The following is a 14029-nucleotide window of genomic DNA, read 5'->3' on the forward strand; positions in this document are numbered from 1 at the left end:
CCTTCCTTTCATCCTGTTTTAATGAATGAAAACGGAATTATTCTTTTTCATCTTTAAAGCCAAGACACAAAGTCGCAATGAATGCTGAAATCACCGCAATCGCAAAAGCGATTAAATAATGAATGAGATTGGCGGTGCCAAGAGGGAGAATGATTGAAATCATCGGGATGCCGGACAATCCGTAAGAATTTGCCGCCACGTGTGTGAAGACGGCGTATGCACCTCCGAGGGCGCCTCCGATCGATGCGCCGATAAACGGCCTGACGAGTTTCAGGTTGACGCCAAACATGACAGGTTCGACGATTCCCAAAAAGGCGGTGAGAGAAGCCGGAATCGCAATCTTTCTGATGCCGGCATTCTTTGTTTTCAAAAACACGGCGAGTCCCGCTCCTCCCTGTGCGACATTGGCCATCGACCATATTGGAAGCAGAAAATTGACCCCATATTCGGGATCTGCGAGCAGCGACGCTTCAATCACATAAAAACTGTGGTGCAGGCCGCTCAAAACGAGTAAGGAGTAAAGCCCGCCAAATAAAAATCCGGCGAAAGCCCCCGCAAAATGATAAACAAACCCGAGACAGTCGCTTACGAAATGGGCGATGATCAGTGAGAGCGGCCCCATGATAAACAGCGCGGCAAATCCGGAAGCCATGACTGTAATAAACGGTGCGACAAGCAAATCTAAAGAACGGGGGACGATTCTTTTTAAGAATTTTTCGATTTTGCTCATTATGTAGACAGATAAGAGAATCGGAATGACGGTCCCCTGGTATCCGATCAAAGGGACTTCAAGACCGAATACTTCGACGGATTCCGGCTTTTGGCTGCCGAGCAATGAAGGATCGAGCAAATCGGGATGGGTCAGAATTCCGCCGATGACAGCGCCTAAAAACGGATTCGCCCCAAACTGTTTAGCCGCACTGAACCCGATTAGCACAGGCAAAATGACAAACGCTGAGCTTGAAAAAATGTCGAGCATTTTCATCAGCGGGCCGCCATAAGCGCCGAGGCTGAATTCTTTAAGCACACTGATGAGGCCCATGAGCAATCCGCTCGCAACGATTGCAGGAATGATCGGCACAAAGATGTCTGACAGCGTTTTGGCAAATCGCGTCAATACGTTCATGTTTGGCCGCGCCTCCCGGCGGGCTTCTTCAAGAGGAGCCTGATCGCTGTATTGGATCATTTCCTTATAAATCTTATTGACTACACCTGTACCGAAAATGATCTGGAACAAACCGTATCTGAAAAAAGTCCCCTGCACAGACTCCATCTTTTCAATAGCAGCTATATCGATTTTTTCTTCATCTCTGACATTGAAGCGCAGCCTTGTCGTACAATGGCTGATGCTGATGATATTCTCCACGCCTCCAATGAGGGGCAAGAGAACTCTTGCAATCTCTTTTTGCAGCACCCGGATCTACCTCCTCCAATTTTTCTATCCTATCAAATCAACAGAAGACGATCAAAATGAAAAATGTGCCATTACATCTAAAGACCCCCGGCGAAAGGAATAAAAAAAGACCTAAAACATGCGAAAGCATCAGCCGATAGGCGCAAAAAAGCACACTAAGGTCTGCGGTTCCTTTAGCACATTTTAGGTCTTGCCTGCCTTACCAGTAACAATCCCGGCGATATTTGTTCTTAATATGATTCTATTCTCTTCGGCCATGGACATCAATAGTGCAAACCGCCTATATATCCTGCATATAAAAAAAGAGAAGGCGTTACAGCGCCTTCTCTACATCTTCAATGACTATCGCGCGGTCCTTTGAAACATGCACATTGTACTTCACATAGCCGGGCCGGTCTTCCCCGTCTAAGCCCATACTGTCAATCTCAATGTTTTCATAATGGTAGCCGCTCAATATTTTTTTCACCGCTTTTGCCTGGTCATAGACCTGCCTCTGGCCGTCCCGGCCTGAATTCAAGGTAACTGTAACAGCGATCGGTTCTGTTTGCTTCAGTTTTTTCCAATCTGTATTGACATCATAGCTTCCAGATAGAGAAACTTGGACGTCGATCACGTTTTTCAGCTCTTTTTCAAGCTCTGCCTTGATCTCATCTGAGGCTTCTTTGCTTAGTCTGGTTCTCGTCTTTTCCTGTCTGGCTTCTTTGATGCCATCGTTTGTGACAGCCGGGTGCAATCCACCTTTTACGCTGAAAATGTACTCATCATTCCGCTCATCTGACATGCGAAAAAGGTATTCAGCGAACTTGAAATTATAGGAGCTTCCTTTCATATTTAAGGTTTCACCGGCGTGGGCTTCCTGCAAGTATGCCGAAAGCTTTTGTTCAGCCAGCGCGCGGCTGACCGGATTTCCGTAAAAGGCGTTATACACATAACAGCCTGTCACAAGAATCAACAATGAGAGACCTGTAATGATGGCTTTCTTTTTCAATTCAATCAACTCTTTCCAAATTCTCGCATCCCGTCTATTATGAAACAGAATTCGGACATTAGACAAGCTCTTTCTGCTTCGTCTCCGTTCCCAAAAAGAAGATGGCCGCGACGGCCGCAACAACAGCGACGCAGAAGATGAAAAAGATCATTGAAATCTCTGTTCCCCGGGCGACGAGATAGCCGACAAGAAGCGGGCCCAGGATGCCGCCGATTCGGCCAAAGCCGGCTGCCATTCCTGCGCCGGTCCCCCTGATTGATGTCGGGTATTGTTCCGGCGTATAAGCATAAAGCGCGCCCCAGGCACCAAGGTTGAAAAACGATAAAAACATGCCTGACGCAAGCAGAAGCGCCAGCGATTCAGCCGATCCGAAGAAATAAGCGCTGACAGCCGTCCCTAACAAGTAGACGGTAAGCACCATTTTCCGACCGGCTTTTTCAATCAGCCATGCCGCGGAGAAATAGCCTGGCAGCTGAGCCAGCGTCATGATCAAGACGTATTCAAAGCTCTTGATCATGCTGAATCCTTTCATCACCATGACGCTCGGCAGCCAAAGAAACATGCCGTAGTAGGAAAAGACGACGCAAAACCAAACGATCCACAGCATAGCCGTAGGCCGGGCATACTTGCGGGACCAGACGCTTTTCACATTTTCCATGATGGTCGGCTTCCTTTCCTGTGCAAGTTTCTCATATTTCGGAGAATCCGGCAGGGCAATCCGCAAATATAAGGCGTAAAAAGCCGGTATCGCAGTTATCAATAAAGCAATCTGCCAGCCGTAGGCCGGAATAATAAAATACGAAATGAGCGCCGCAGCCAGCCAGCCGAATGCCCAGAAACTTTCGAGCAGGACGACGATTCTTCCCCTCCGCTCAGGCGCAACCGTTTCGGATACAAGCGTAGATGCAACTGGAAGCTCTCCCCCGAGCCCCATTCCGACGAAAAAGCGCAAGACTAAAAATGCCCACAATGTCGTCGTCAAAGCGGACAACCCGCTGCCGATCGAGAAAAACAGCAGCGTAATAATAAAAACGTATTTTCTTCCGACACGGTCAGCCAAAAGGCCAAAGACAAATGCCCCGACAGCCATGCCGATTGAGTTGACGCTGCCGATCCAGCTCATTTCCTGCGGCGTCAACTTCCATTCCGCGTGCAAAGCGGCGATAATAAACGATAATATGCCAACGTCCATGGCATCAAAAAGCCAGCCGAGGCCAGCGATGCCAAGCAGTCTGCGCTCTGAAACAGGACGGTTCTTCTTCATACTCACAACTCCTCTTTACTCTCTTAGCAGTTTACATGAGTATTAGTTTACACCTGTCTTTACACATTTGTCACGAAGAAAATGAGACGCCGTCTTTTTCAGTTTAATGGATATGATGCTGGTGAAGTTTTTCTTTATGGTGCTTCCACTTTGGCAAAAACCCGTTTTCCCGCTCTTTTTCATAGCGCTTTTCAATATGAGACTTGATTTCTTTTCCCCTTTCCTGATCAAGTATTCCGTACTCCACATACTTATTGATCAGCTGTTTTTTCTTTTCCATAATGTCCTTTTGCAAAGAAGCCAGTTCATTTTTTTGCTTGTCCGTCAACTCTTGATAAACGCGTGTTTCTCCGTAGGCAGAAGACATGAGAGCCGTACATGACAGCGGAATGACAAGAAGCAGGCAAACGCACAGTTTGCGCATCATGCAACATCCTTTCTGATCTATGATTCATTCTATTTTTTTCTTTTTTGCGGTGTTTATGCATAAAAAAAAGCCGCTTAGTAAAAAGCGGCTTTCTGTTATGGCTGCAGCGACTTTTTCTGCACTATATATTCATCAATGCGCGCCAATGCATCTTTCATGTCTATGCAGTTGCTAAAGCTTTCATCAATTTTTTGAATACCTTCCTGATATTTTTCGTCAGTGAGTACTTGTTCTGCTGCATCTCTTAATCTTTCAGCATTGACCTCTTCTGCAAACAGCGGATATCCCGCATTCAGCTCTTTGAGGCGCTGGGCGATCATCGGCTGATCTTTATCATGCGGGAGCACGACCATCGGGACACGGTAATGGATGCCTTCATTGACGCTGTTCATGCCGCCGTGTGTGATGAACACATCGGCTTCTTTAAGCACTTCTAATTGCGGCACATACGGTGCAATGATAAAATGCTCCGGCACTTCTTTTACATCCGCGTAGTCCGATTTTTCGCCGGCAGCGATGACAACCTTGCCGTCGAAATCACGGAAAGCATTGATGCACATATTGAAAAAGTCAGCAGTTTTACCAAGGACGGTTCCCATTGAAATATAAATGACTTTCTCATTCTTCAACGATTCTACCGGAAAATCGGTCTTGTCCAGGCGCTTCGGAAAACGAGGGCCGATAAACAGCACATCATCCCCAAAACGGCCGCTGTCAGGCTGAAAATACCGGCTTGTATACACAACGGTTAACTCCGCCTGATTGCTCATAAACTGTCCTGTATGCCGCGGTGAGACGCCGTACTTTTCTTTCAGTTCCCCAAGCAGGTCTTCGCATTCTTTGTCCAAGTGCAGCTCCGAACCTGAATCCGGATGCAACGGCAGAATCTTCATATGTTCTTGTCCGAAGAGAAATGAAGCCGACGAAGCGATTCCCGGAATGTTCAAATAATCCCTGACCAATTCACCCGCACCGAATGTGTCATAATACACGACATCGAACGAAATGCTTTTGGACAGCTCTTTTACAATGTCTAGAATATACAGCGAGGTTTTGAGATGAATTTTTAAAAACTCAAGAAGGCCGGACGGTGAATTCGGATCAATATGCGCGTTTCTCACCAGATCTTTGTATAAATGGACGGTAGCCCCGACGCCCTCCAGCCTGTCTTTATACTTTTCTGTTGAAAGATAGTGCACATTGTCGCCTCTGTCAGCAAATGCTTTGGTGATCCCTAATGTAGGATTGACATGCCCTTCCGCCGGAAAATTGACGATTAAAATATTTTTCATGATCAAAACTCCTTTTTATCCTTTTTGAAACGGGTTGACATCAATTGAGCGCCTGATTAGACTGATGTTAGTTACTACTAACTATCATAAAATGGGGGTAAGCACCTTTGCAAGAGACGAACGAACGGATCATAACTGCTGCTTTAGACTTAATGCAAAAATACGGATTCAAGTCGGTTACAATAAAGGATATCGCGCTTCATTCAGGCGTCAGCGAGATGACGGTCTACCGCCACTTCAAAACAAAGCTCGGACTTTTGGAAGCGGCCGTTCAACAATTTTCTTATATACCAGCCTTTCAGCGCGTATTTGAAAACGATATCACTTGGAACCTGGAAAAAGATTTAACATTGATTGCAGAATCGTATTTGCTCCATATGGAAAATAACAAACCGCTCTACCTCATCGCTGTTCAAGACGGCGGAAGGATGACTGATCTTTTCGGTTCTCTGTTAAAGCATATGGAAGAGCTCCTCAGTTATTTAACAGACTACTTTCAGACAATGCAGGACAAAAGCCTGATGAAAAAGGGAGATCCAGGTTCACAGGCCTTCACCTTTCTGTCATCTTTATACGGATACTTCTCGTCTGGCGCATTGGCTGGCGGCCGGTTTCAAAAAACCGCTAAAGACACTTATATTAAACAGATAACCGCCGCTTTCTGCGGCGGCTTGCATGTATGATATCATCCTTCAAACTGAAGGATGGATCGTTAATCATTTAGCTCTTCAACATCCTTCAGCTTGATTTCCGTATTTTTTTCAAAGGAGGTGCTGTATTTAAGATAGCCGATCTCCTCGTCTTTAATATCTTCCCCATCAAAAATGTTCGCATTAATCGTCACGCCTTCGTAGTCATATCCTTCCTCATTCAACAGGCGCTGAATCTTTTGCGCCGTTTTGTATACGTCTTTTCTGTCGGCATTTGCGGCATCAAGTAAAATATGAATCTCCATCGGCTTGTCTAAGCGGAGGCTTTTCTCCCATTTTGCGTCATTTTTCAGCTTTCCTTTTAATACCTCCACATACACATGAACGTCTTTCAGATCGTTTATGCTTTTCGATAAAAACGTTTTGATTTCTTTTCCGGCTTCTTCTCCAAGCCGCTCCATCAGCGGTTCGTTGAGGTTCTCTTCATAGATCCCGTCCGTGTGCACTTCAGGTTGAATAAATCCTCTCAAAGAAAACAGATAAGGATCTTTGCGCTTTTGATCGCCGGTATCAGTGACTTCAAATACATATTCGGCGAACTTGAAATTATAGATAGCGCTGTCGATCCGCAAGTCTTTTTCAGGATAGCGGTCATTCAAATAATGCTCAAGCTTCGTTTGAGACAGCCTCTTGCTTACGGGATTTCCGTTGAAGGCGTTGTATGCGGCAAGCACAAAGGAAACGAGCAGCACAATCAATACGCTATACAAGATTTTCTTTTTCATCATATCAGCTACTTTCTTTCAGCTTTAAGAACAGCCATCCGATCATCATCCCGGCCGCGGCGAAAAAACAGTGAATAGCAGCAAGCATGAAAGCGCCAAAGACGGCATACAGCAGGTGCTCCACAACCCCTGTACCGTCAGCTGTGTCCCATCCGGCCAGAATATCCCCCATCCCCCAAATGAAAATCGGCGCAAAGGAGAGGAGTATCACGAGTTTCATATCCCGGTAAAACAAGTACACCGCAAGCCCAAGCACGGCGTACCACAAAATAAAGCCGAAACTCTCATTTAACAGGGATGTGTGAATCGCGAGAAAAAACGAAATGGCTGTAAACATCAATTGGTACAAGGAAAGCTTCCGATTGATTTTTTTAAACATTTGACTTTCATGAACAGACGATTCAATATGTTCCTTCGGAAGCTCGGCTTCCGTCATCTTCAAAAGCCTATGAAGCTCTTCATCGTTTTCGGCCGCTTCCTCAATCCATTCAGCCGTCTCTTTGCTTAACAGCCCCTCATGGTACAAAGGAAGCAAATCTTTGAATATACTGCGTTCCTTATCCTTCATCATACCCCTCCATTTCTTGCTGTAGCTTGAGCTTCGCTCTGTGAAACCCGACCCTGGCATAGTTTTCTGTTTTGCCTGTGAGCATGCCGATTTCTTTAAATGACAATTCTCCGTAGATGCGGAGGGTGACAATTTCCTTTGAAGTCTCATCAAGCCGGTTGATTTCCTCGAGAAGCCGCCGCTCTTTCTCGGTTTTCAGGAGGTGTTCTTCAGGAGATAAGCAAGCAGCTTCATCGTGCTGAATGATCATGTTTGCCCCGGCTTTCGACGATCCAGAACGAAAGTGTTTTTTCAACACGTTTTTAGCAATCGCAAACACCCATGTTTTGATTGTCGACTTTCCCGAAAATGTATGATGGCCTTTCACAGCCTGATAAAATACTTCCTGTGTTAAATCTTCCGCCGTTTCTTTATGGAGTGTCTTGATGTAGAAAAAGGCATAAACGGAAGGCTGAATACTCTTGTAGACTTCCTCAAGCTTCATAAAGCCCCTCCCCGGCTGGGCATGCCGCTATTTTTCCATTCACTTATTAGTACCGCTGAACTTCTTTTTGTTACAAAAAATCACATAAAAAAAGAGGCAAAAATGAATATTTCATTTTGCCTCTTGATATCCCAATCGCCAAACAAATGTCTTCCAGTCTCTCGGATGATACCCTGTCCTTATTTGGACGAGCCCGCCAGCGATTTAAAAAAAATCACTTTCTTCTTCAACTGTTTTCACGTTCACTAAGTTCCCGACCTTCATCGACAGCCCGCTTCAGTGCCTGCAGCATGTAGCCGATCCCTCGATATCCCGCCAACGGGTAAGTGATCTGCTGTCCGCTGCCAAACACGTTCCTCAGAACAGGCCTGTATTTTTTTCCGCCGAGCATGACGATTTCGTCATAATCCATCAGGTTTTTCCGTTCACCTTGGGTCTTCATCTCGACATCCGGCATAATCTCCGGGTGGCGCATCCCGAATGTGATGTCATAGTTTTCAGGAACGATATCTTCAGGTTTTAAAAAGCCGTGTTTTGCCGAAAGAATCACCCAATCCGAAAAAAACGTCTGGGCATATGCGCGGCACGCCCGGTGAAACGTGCTCAGATAGACATCCTTTGCGGCGGACGGGCCGATGCCCGGATCGACATCCCAGATTTTCTTCGCCCCGCACGGGATGATGCAGAGTCTTTTCATCATTTATCCCCCTTTTGGTTCCGCTAAAAAACGCCTTTGAAAAGGCGTTTTATTTCAGCTTCAGCGATACGACCGATTCGACGTGCGCCGTCTGCGGAAACATATCGACAGGCTGAATGTATTCGACATGGTAATCCTTGGCCAAGTATTGCAAATCTTTCGCAAGTGTTGACGGATTGCATGAGACATAAACGAACCGCTTCGGTTTAACCTGCCTGATCGTATCAAGGAAGGTGCGGTCACAGCCTGTTCTTGGCGGATCGACGATGACGACGTCCGGCCTGAAGCCTTCTTTTGTCCATTTCGGCAGCCAGTGCTCAGCCGTTCCTGTGACATAGTGCGCATTTTCGATTCCGTGCTTTTTGGCGTTTTGGTTGGCGTCATCGATCGATTCTTTGATGACGTCCATGCCGCGGATTTCTTTTGCACCATCGGCGATCCACATTCCGATCGTGCCGACGCCGCAATAGGCGTCGACGACTTTTTCGCGCCCGGTCAGTTTTGCCGCTTTTTTCACTTCGTCATACAGCTTGACCGTCTGGATCGGATTGAGCTGAAAAAAAGCGCGGGCGCTCAGCTCAAATGAAACCTCTCCGAGAAATTCCTGAATGACCATATTGCCGGCTAAGAGCCTTGTATCATCGCCAAAAACAACCGATGTCTTGGCTTTGTTGACGTTTTGAATCACGGATGTCACTTCAGGCAGACGCTTTTTGATTTCCTCAGCAATGAGCTCCTTGCGCGGCAGGTCTTCTTTTGACGTGACAATGACAACCTGCACTTCCCCCGTCTCAAAGCCGACCCTCGTCACGATCGTGCGGACGTCACCCGTGCGCTTCCGTTCGTTGTAGACGGAAATGCCGAAGTCTTCAAGAATCTGCTTGACGGTTTGCGTCGTTTTGTTCGTCGCCGGATGCTGAACGATGCATTCGCTAATCGGGACAAGCCGGTGCGAGTCAAGGCCGTACAGCCCGGCTACCATCTTTCCGTTTTTCGAAAGCCCGAGTTGAAACTGGCTTTTATTCCGGTAGTGCCACGGGTTGTCCATGCCGATCGTCGGCCTGATGTCCATTTTGCCGATGTCAAAACGGGTGTGCCGTTCGAGCGATTGAATGACGATGTCCCGTTTTCCTTTCAGCTGCTCTTCATAAGCCAGATGCTGAAGCTGGCAGCCCCCGCATTGCTCATAGATGATGCAAGGCGGCTTGACGCGGTGCTCTGAACGTTTGCGCACCTTTTTGACGCGCCCTTCGGAAAATTTCGGATGAACCTTTGTCGCCTCGACGACGACTTCTTCACCCGGCAGTGCGCCGGGGACGAAGACGACTTTTTTCTTGAAGTAGCCGACGCCTTCGCCATTGATGCCGAGGCGCTTGATCGTCAGCGGAAATTGCTGTCCGACTTTTAATTCTGCTGATGATCCTTTTTTGTCACGTTTCACTGATGTTCTCTCCATTTCTACTCAATGCTCCTCCATAAATACAAGGAAGCATAGCTTAAATAAGGGTGCCATTCTTTGCTCATTTCAAGCATTTGTTCTTTTGTCGGTTTATCGTTTAAGCCAAAATGGCGTTTGATGGCATTTTGGATGCCGATATCGGCGGCCGGAAACAGATTGGGGCGGCCGAGCCCGAACAGCAGAACGTTTTGGACGGTCCACGGGCCGATGCCTCTGATTTTCACCAGCTTTTCCATAATGTCTTCATCTGATAATTGGTCAAGCTCATCAAGATGTAAACGGCCGTCTGCGATCATCCTCGATGTATCGATGACATATTCGGCTTTCCGCATGCTGAATTGAAGTTCGCGCAGGTCGTTGTAATCGAGCTGTGCAATCGTTTCGGGAAGCGGATAAAACCAGACCCCGTCCTTTTGCTCTCCAAAAGTGTGAACGAACCGCTCCGTGAGCGTATAAGCAAAAGACAGATTGAGCTGCTGGTGGATAATGCATTTCATCAGGCAATAATACAAATGAAAATCGAGCACCAGCGGCGTTCCGGCATGCTCTTCAAAAATTGATGACAAGCTTGATTGTGAAAAGTGATCCAGTACAGGCTGAAGACTTTCCTCCCATCTGAAGATCCGTTTCACTTCTTTCATCATGGCGTCTCGATCGTCTGTACCGCTGACGGCAAACGCCGGGGCTTCGACAGTTCCCGTCGCCTGCACAGCGACAATCCGAGGCTCTTTGTTTTGATTGCGGAGCGGCAGCTTGACCTCCCTTTTGTCGAGGTTGACCGCATTGAGCGGATCAAGCGAAAGCCTGTCCAACACGCGGTCAAAATGATAAGGCGGTGATACGCTTACAGTTTCCTTCCACATCGCTTCCCATCCCTTTTTCTTCTTTGTCCACAGTATACCATGTTTCAAATTCTCTTAAAAAAGAACAACATTTTATTTTTCATCGAATGAATCACAGTACAGCGCAGCATCCTATGGAAGCGGAGGGGTGCCGATGATTAAACATTTTGCGATGACAAAGGACGGACGGCTTTTATCCGACAACAAAACGGAAAGGCTGACAGATCAAGATATTGAGTGGTTTTGGACCGATTTCGATCAGCCTTCGGATGAAGAAGTCTCATTACTCAAAAGCCATTTTCACTTTCACCCTTTATCGGTCGAAGACTGCGTACATCGCTTGCAGCGTCCCAAGCTCGATCAATATGAAGATTATCTGTTTTTCGTCATACATGCGTTGAATCATAAGACTTTGGCGTCTGAAGAAGTTGATTTATTCGTTGGAAAAAATTTCATCGTCACATTTCATTTTCATCATTCAGACGGCATTGAAAAAGTAAGAAGACAGCTTTCGGAAAACAGCGAGTTGTGGAAAAACGGACCTGGCCACATCGCCTATATGGTCATGGATACGCTTGTGGACGAATATTTCCCGATTCTTTACAAAATAGAAGACCGCCTCAATGAAATTGCCGAAAGCGACAGCAGGAAAACGTATGGAACGCTGATGAACGAGGTGTTTGATATCCGGAGCGACCTTTTAAAGCTGAGGAAAACAATCATTCCGATGCGGGATTTGCTTTACCGGATTTTAAACATTGAAATTTCAAAAGAAAACCGCGAACGAAAAGCGTATTACAGCGACATTTACGACCATCTCTTGAAGCTGGCCGAAATCGTCGAAAACAACCGTGACATGACAGCCGATTTGAGGGACAGCTACCAGACGCTCAACTCCAACCGGATGAACGCCATTATGATGACGCTGACGATCGTCTCAACAATTTTTATTCCGCTCACCTTCATTGCCGGAGTGTACGGCATGAACTTTGACAACATGCCTGAACTGCATTGGCGCTACGGCTATTTTTTCATCCTCGGAATAATGGCAGCCGTTGTCGCCGGCATGATCTTCTGGTTCCGGCATAAAGGATGGTTTGACATTTTCAAGTAAAACCGGAAACCTTTTTCCTCTCTGTTCGACTATTTCTATAACTGAGGAGGGAAAGAAATGAAGCTACATACAGGGCTTGTCGGCATCATCCTGATCGTTCTCGGTTTGTTGGTTAGCGCCGAGAATCATCAAAGCGTGTCTGTGGCAGACGCGCTTTTAAGTCAGTCTGCCAGAAGCATTGTGGTTCTGTTCTGCATGTTGATGCTCATCGCCGGCTTCATTATGGCGTGGCGCAATTATTATGGAGTACCTTGGATCCGCTTTAAGCTTTTTTTGTTTATCATCGGCATTTCAGTATTTTACCCGCTGGTCACAGAACAGCTGATGCTCTTTCAAAAATGGAATGCACAAGGCGATGATGCCGTGGAATATATGACAAGGGGAAGCACTTGCAGCTATCAGGGCAATATGGAGGAAGGGAGCATGGACTGTGAGGTCAAAGTGAACAACTACGGGAAAAATACCGAACGCGTCCAGCTCACCCCTGATATGGTAAATGAATTTGACTTTCAGCCGGAAGAGCTGGAACTGTCTCCGCATTCACAGGAAACGTACAGCGTCACCTTTAAGGCTCCGGGAAATGAGGATGCATTTGCATCCGGAATTGAAGAAGAGCCGAAGTTGCAGATTGAAGTGGTGAAATGATAACTTTCACTCGAGTCAAACAAATCGTTTTCGGGAAACAGCTTACTACTCATTTATTACACAGAAAAAACGAACTGACAACAAGCCCTATTCAAACAGCCGATTCACAAACTACAAATCTCAAAGAAAAAAGCCGCTCCTTCACGGAACGGCTTTTCGTCTATTAATCGTGATAAGATTCTGCAATCGCGTTGGCGGCGACGATCGCATTGTAGACGTCGTCAGGGGTGACTGGGAACGGCATGTTGCCCATTGTGTCGCCTTCAGCGCAAGCGCTTTGAGCGACTTGGCGCCATTCATCTTCGACAAATTCGTCGACTCCGAGGTCTTTTAATGTCAACGGAAGACCGACGCCTTTGATAAAGTCAATAACGGTCTCCAGCTCTTCGGCCGGCGCGTTTTCGAGAACAAGCTGAGCCAAAAGGCCGAACGTAACTTTTTCGCCGTGCTGAGCTCTGTGCAGAGAAGGAACGGCTGTCATTCCGTTGTGGATCGCATGTGCGGCTGCAAGACCGCCTGATTCGGCGCCGACTCCGCTTAAATAGATGGTCGCTTCGATTGTATCTTCGACGGCTCGTGTGGAAACGCCGTGCTTGACCGCCTGCATCGCTTTTACGCCGTTTTCCAATAGCGTATCATAGCAAAGCCGGGCAAGTCCCAATCCAGTTGTTGAAGGCTTCATCAGCACGAGGTTATCGCCGTTTGCTTTAAAGCAGGCGCGCGCTTCAAAATACGTCGCCAAGGCGTCTCCGATACCGGCTGCGAAAAAGCGCGGCGGCGCGGATGCTAAAATGTCAGAGTCCGCGAGAACAACATCGGGGTTCGTCGGCAAAAACAGATAGCGGTCAAACGATCCGTCGTGTTTATAAATGACGGCAAGGGCCGTACATGGAGCATCTGTGGAAGCAATTGTCGGGAAAATCACAACCGGCAGCTTCTCGTAATAAGCGGTAGCTTTTGCGGTATCAAGCGTTTTTCCGCCTCCGATCCCAACGATGATATTAGCGCCTGCATTGCGTGCAAGCTCCCGGTTGCGATCGATTTCTTCCTGTGTGCATTCGTAATTGAATTTTTCAAAAACGGCTTGATTGCCGGCTTTCTGAATCGAATTCCCCGCTTCTTTTTGAGCGCGTTCCAAAATGAATTCGTCGCAAATGATATATGCGTTATCGCCAAAATCTTCAATGTAGTCGTTCAAGTTCTCCAGCAGTCGTTTTCCTGTAATAAATTTTTTAGGTGATGTGACTGATTTTACTGATTTTGACATGGTAATTCCCCCTTCACTATCAATGATATACCTATTTTCTTTTTAAATCTAGTAATATATGTATATAAAATGGATTTTTATTCTATGGAATTGACTAGGGAAAATAAAAGAGCCTGCAGCATCAATTTTTTAG

General features: G+C 46.6%; 15 protein-coding genes. 3 read left to right on the plus strand and 12 right to left on the minus strand.

What is annotated here, in order from left to right; genetic code table 11:
• Positions 1-37 precede the first annotated feature (37 nt).
• The 5 genes from H2R00_RS10805 to H2R00_RS10825 form a co-directional block, all read right to left on the minus strand.
• A complete protein-coding gene (locus tag H2R00_RS10805) occupies positions 38-1414 on the minus strand; it encodes a sucrose-specific PTS transporter subunit IIBC (RefSeq protein WP_154996845.1) in 1377 nt (458 codons plus the stop codon).
• A 313-nt stretch (positions 1415-1727) separates the two neighbouring features.
• Entirely contained in the window at positions 1728-2468 is a 741-nt protein-coding gene (locus H2R00_RS10810; RefSeq protein ID WP_182068983.1) for a YfjL-like protein, read from the minus strand.
• Positions 2461-3666 carry an MFS transporter gene (locus tag H2R00_RS10815; protein WP_154996841.1) on the minus strand — a complete coding sequence of 402 codons (1206 nt, stop codon included), beginning with the start codon at positions 3664-3666 and terminating at the stop codon, positions 2461-2463. Before H2R00_RS10815 ends, H2R00_RS10810 begins: the two co-directional genes overlap by 8 nt.
• A 103-nt stretch (positions 3667-3769) precedes the next feature.
• A complete protein-coding gene (locus H2R00_RS10820; protein WP_234112743.1) occupies positions 3770-4093 on the minus strand; it encodes a YckD family protein in 324 nt (107 codons plus the stop codon).
• 95 nt (positions 4094-4188) lie between these two features.
• A complete protein-coding gene (locus tag H2R00_RS10825; RefSeq protein ID WP_182068985.1) occupies positions 4189-5385 on the minus strand; it encodes a macrolide family glycosyltransferase in 1197 nt (398 codons plus the stop codon).
• A gap of 107 nt (positions 5386-5492) precedes the next feature.
• Between H2R00_RS10825 and H2R00_RS10830 the strand changes: the two genes are divergently transcribed.
• Positions 5493-6068 carry a TetR/AcrR family transcriptional regulator gene (locus H2R00_RS10830; RefSeq protein WP_154996837.1) on the plus strand — a complete coding sequence of 192 codons (576 nt, stop codon included), beginning with the start codon at positions 5493-5495 and terminating at the stop codon, positions 6066-6068.
• A 29-nt stretch (positions 6069-6097) separates the two neighbouring features.
• On the opposite strand, the gene H2R00_RS10835 is transcribed toward H2R00_RS10830, so the two are convergent.
• From H2R00_RS10835 to H2R00_RS10860, 6 genes are all read right to left on the minus strand, one after another.
• Entirely contained in the window at positions 6098-6823 is a 726-nt protein-coding gene (locus H2R00_RS10835) for a YfjL-like protein (protein ID WP_154996835.1), read from the minus strand.
• 1 nt (position 6824) lies between these two features.
• Positions 6825-7388 (minus strand): hypothetical protein, encoded by a 564-nt coding sequence (locus H2R00_RS10840; RefSeq protein WP_182071060.1) that lies wholly within the window; start codon positions 7386-7388, stop codon positions 6825-6827.
• Positions 7378-7872, minus strand: a complete 495-nt coding sequence (locus tag H2R00_RS10845) for an RNA polymerase sigma factor (RefSeq protein ID WP_154996833.1) — start codon at positions 7870-7872, stop codon at positions 7378-7380. The genes H2R00_RS10840 and H2R00_RS10845 overlap by 11 nt, the downstream gene beginning before the upstream one ends.
• A gap of 226 nt (positions 7873-8098) precedes the next feature.
• Positions 8099-8569, minus strand: a complete 471-nt coding sequence (locus tag H2R00_RS10850; protein WP_244958330.1) for a DUF6884 domain-containing protein — start codon at positions 8567-8569, stop codon at positions 8099-8101.
• Positions 8570-8618: 49 nt separating this feature from the next.
• Entirely contained in the window at positions 8619-10025 is a 1407-nt protein-coding gene (gene rlmD / locus H2R00_RS10855; protein WP_254115798.1) for a 23S rRNA (uracil(1939)-C(5))-methyltransferase RlmD, read from the minus strand.
• Between the two features lie 2 nt (positions 10026-10027).
• Positions 10028-10891: a DNA-3-methyladenine glycosylase family protein gene (locus H2R00_RS10860; protein ID WP_154996827.1), complete on the minus strand. Its 864-nt coding sequence runs from the start codon at positions 10889-10891 to the stop codon at positions 10028-10030.
• Positions 10892-11024: 133 nt separating this feature from the next.
• Between H2R00_RS10860 and corA the strand changes: the two genes are divergently transcribed.
• Both corA and H2R00_RS10870 read left to right on the plus strand, forming a co-directional pair.
• Entirely contained in the window at positions 11025-11984 is a 960-nt protein-coding gene (gene corA, locus H2R00_RS10865) for a magnesium/cobalt transporter CorA (RefSeq protein ID WP_154996825.1), read from the plus strand.
• A 57-nt stretch (positions 11985-12041) separates the two neighbouring features.
• Positions 12042-12629 (plus strand): hypothetical protein, encoded by a 588-nt coding sequence (locus tag H2R00_RS10870; protein WP_182068991.1) that lies wholly within the window; start codon positions 12042-12044, stop codon positions 12627-12629.
• Positions 12630-12792: 163 nt separating this feature from the next.
• Here the strand turns inward: H2R00_RS10870 and H2R00_RS10875 are convergent, their stop codons facing one another.
• Positions 12793-13896, minus strand: a complete 1104-nt coding sequence (locus tag H2R00_RS10875; protein WP_182068993.1) for a glycerol dehydrogenase — start codon at positions 13894-13896, stop codon at positions 12793-12795.
• Between the last annotated feature and the right edge of the window lie 133 nt (positions 13897-14029).

This window comes from Bacillus haynesii, assembly GCF_014042035.1.
GTDB classification, from domain to species: domain Bacteria; phylum Bacillota; class Bacilli; order Bacillales; family Bacillaceae; genus Bacillus; species Bacillus haynesii.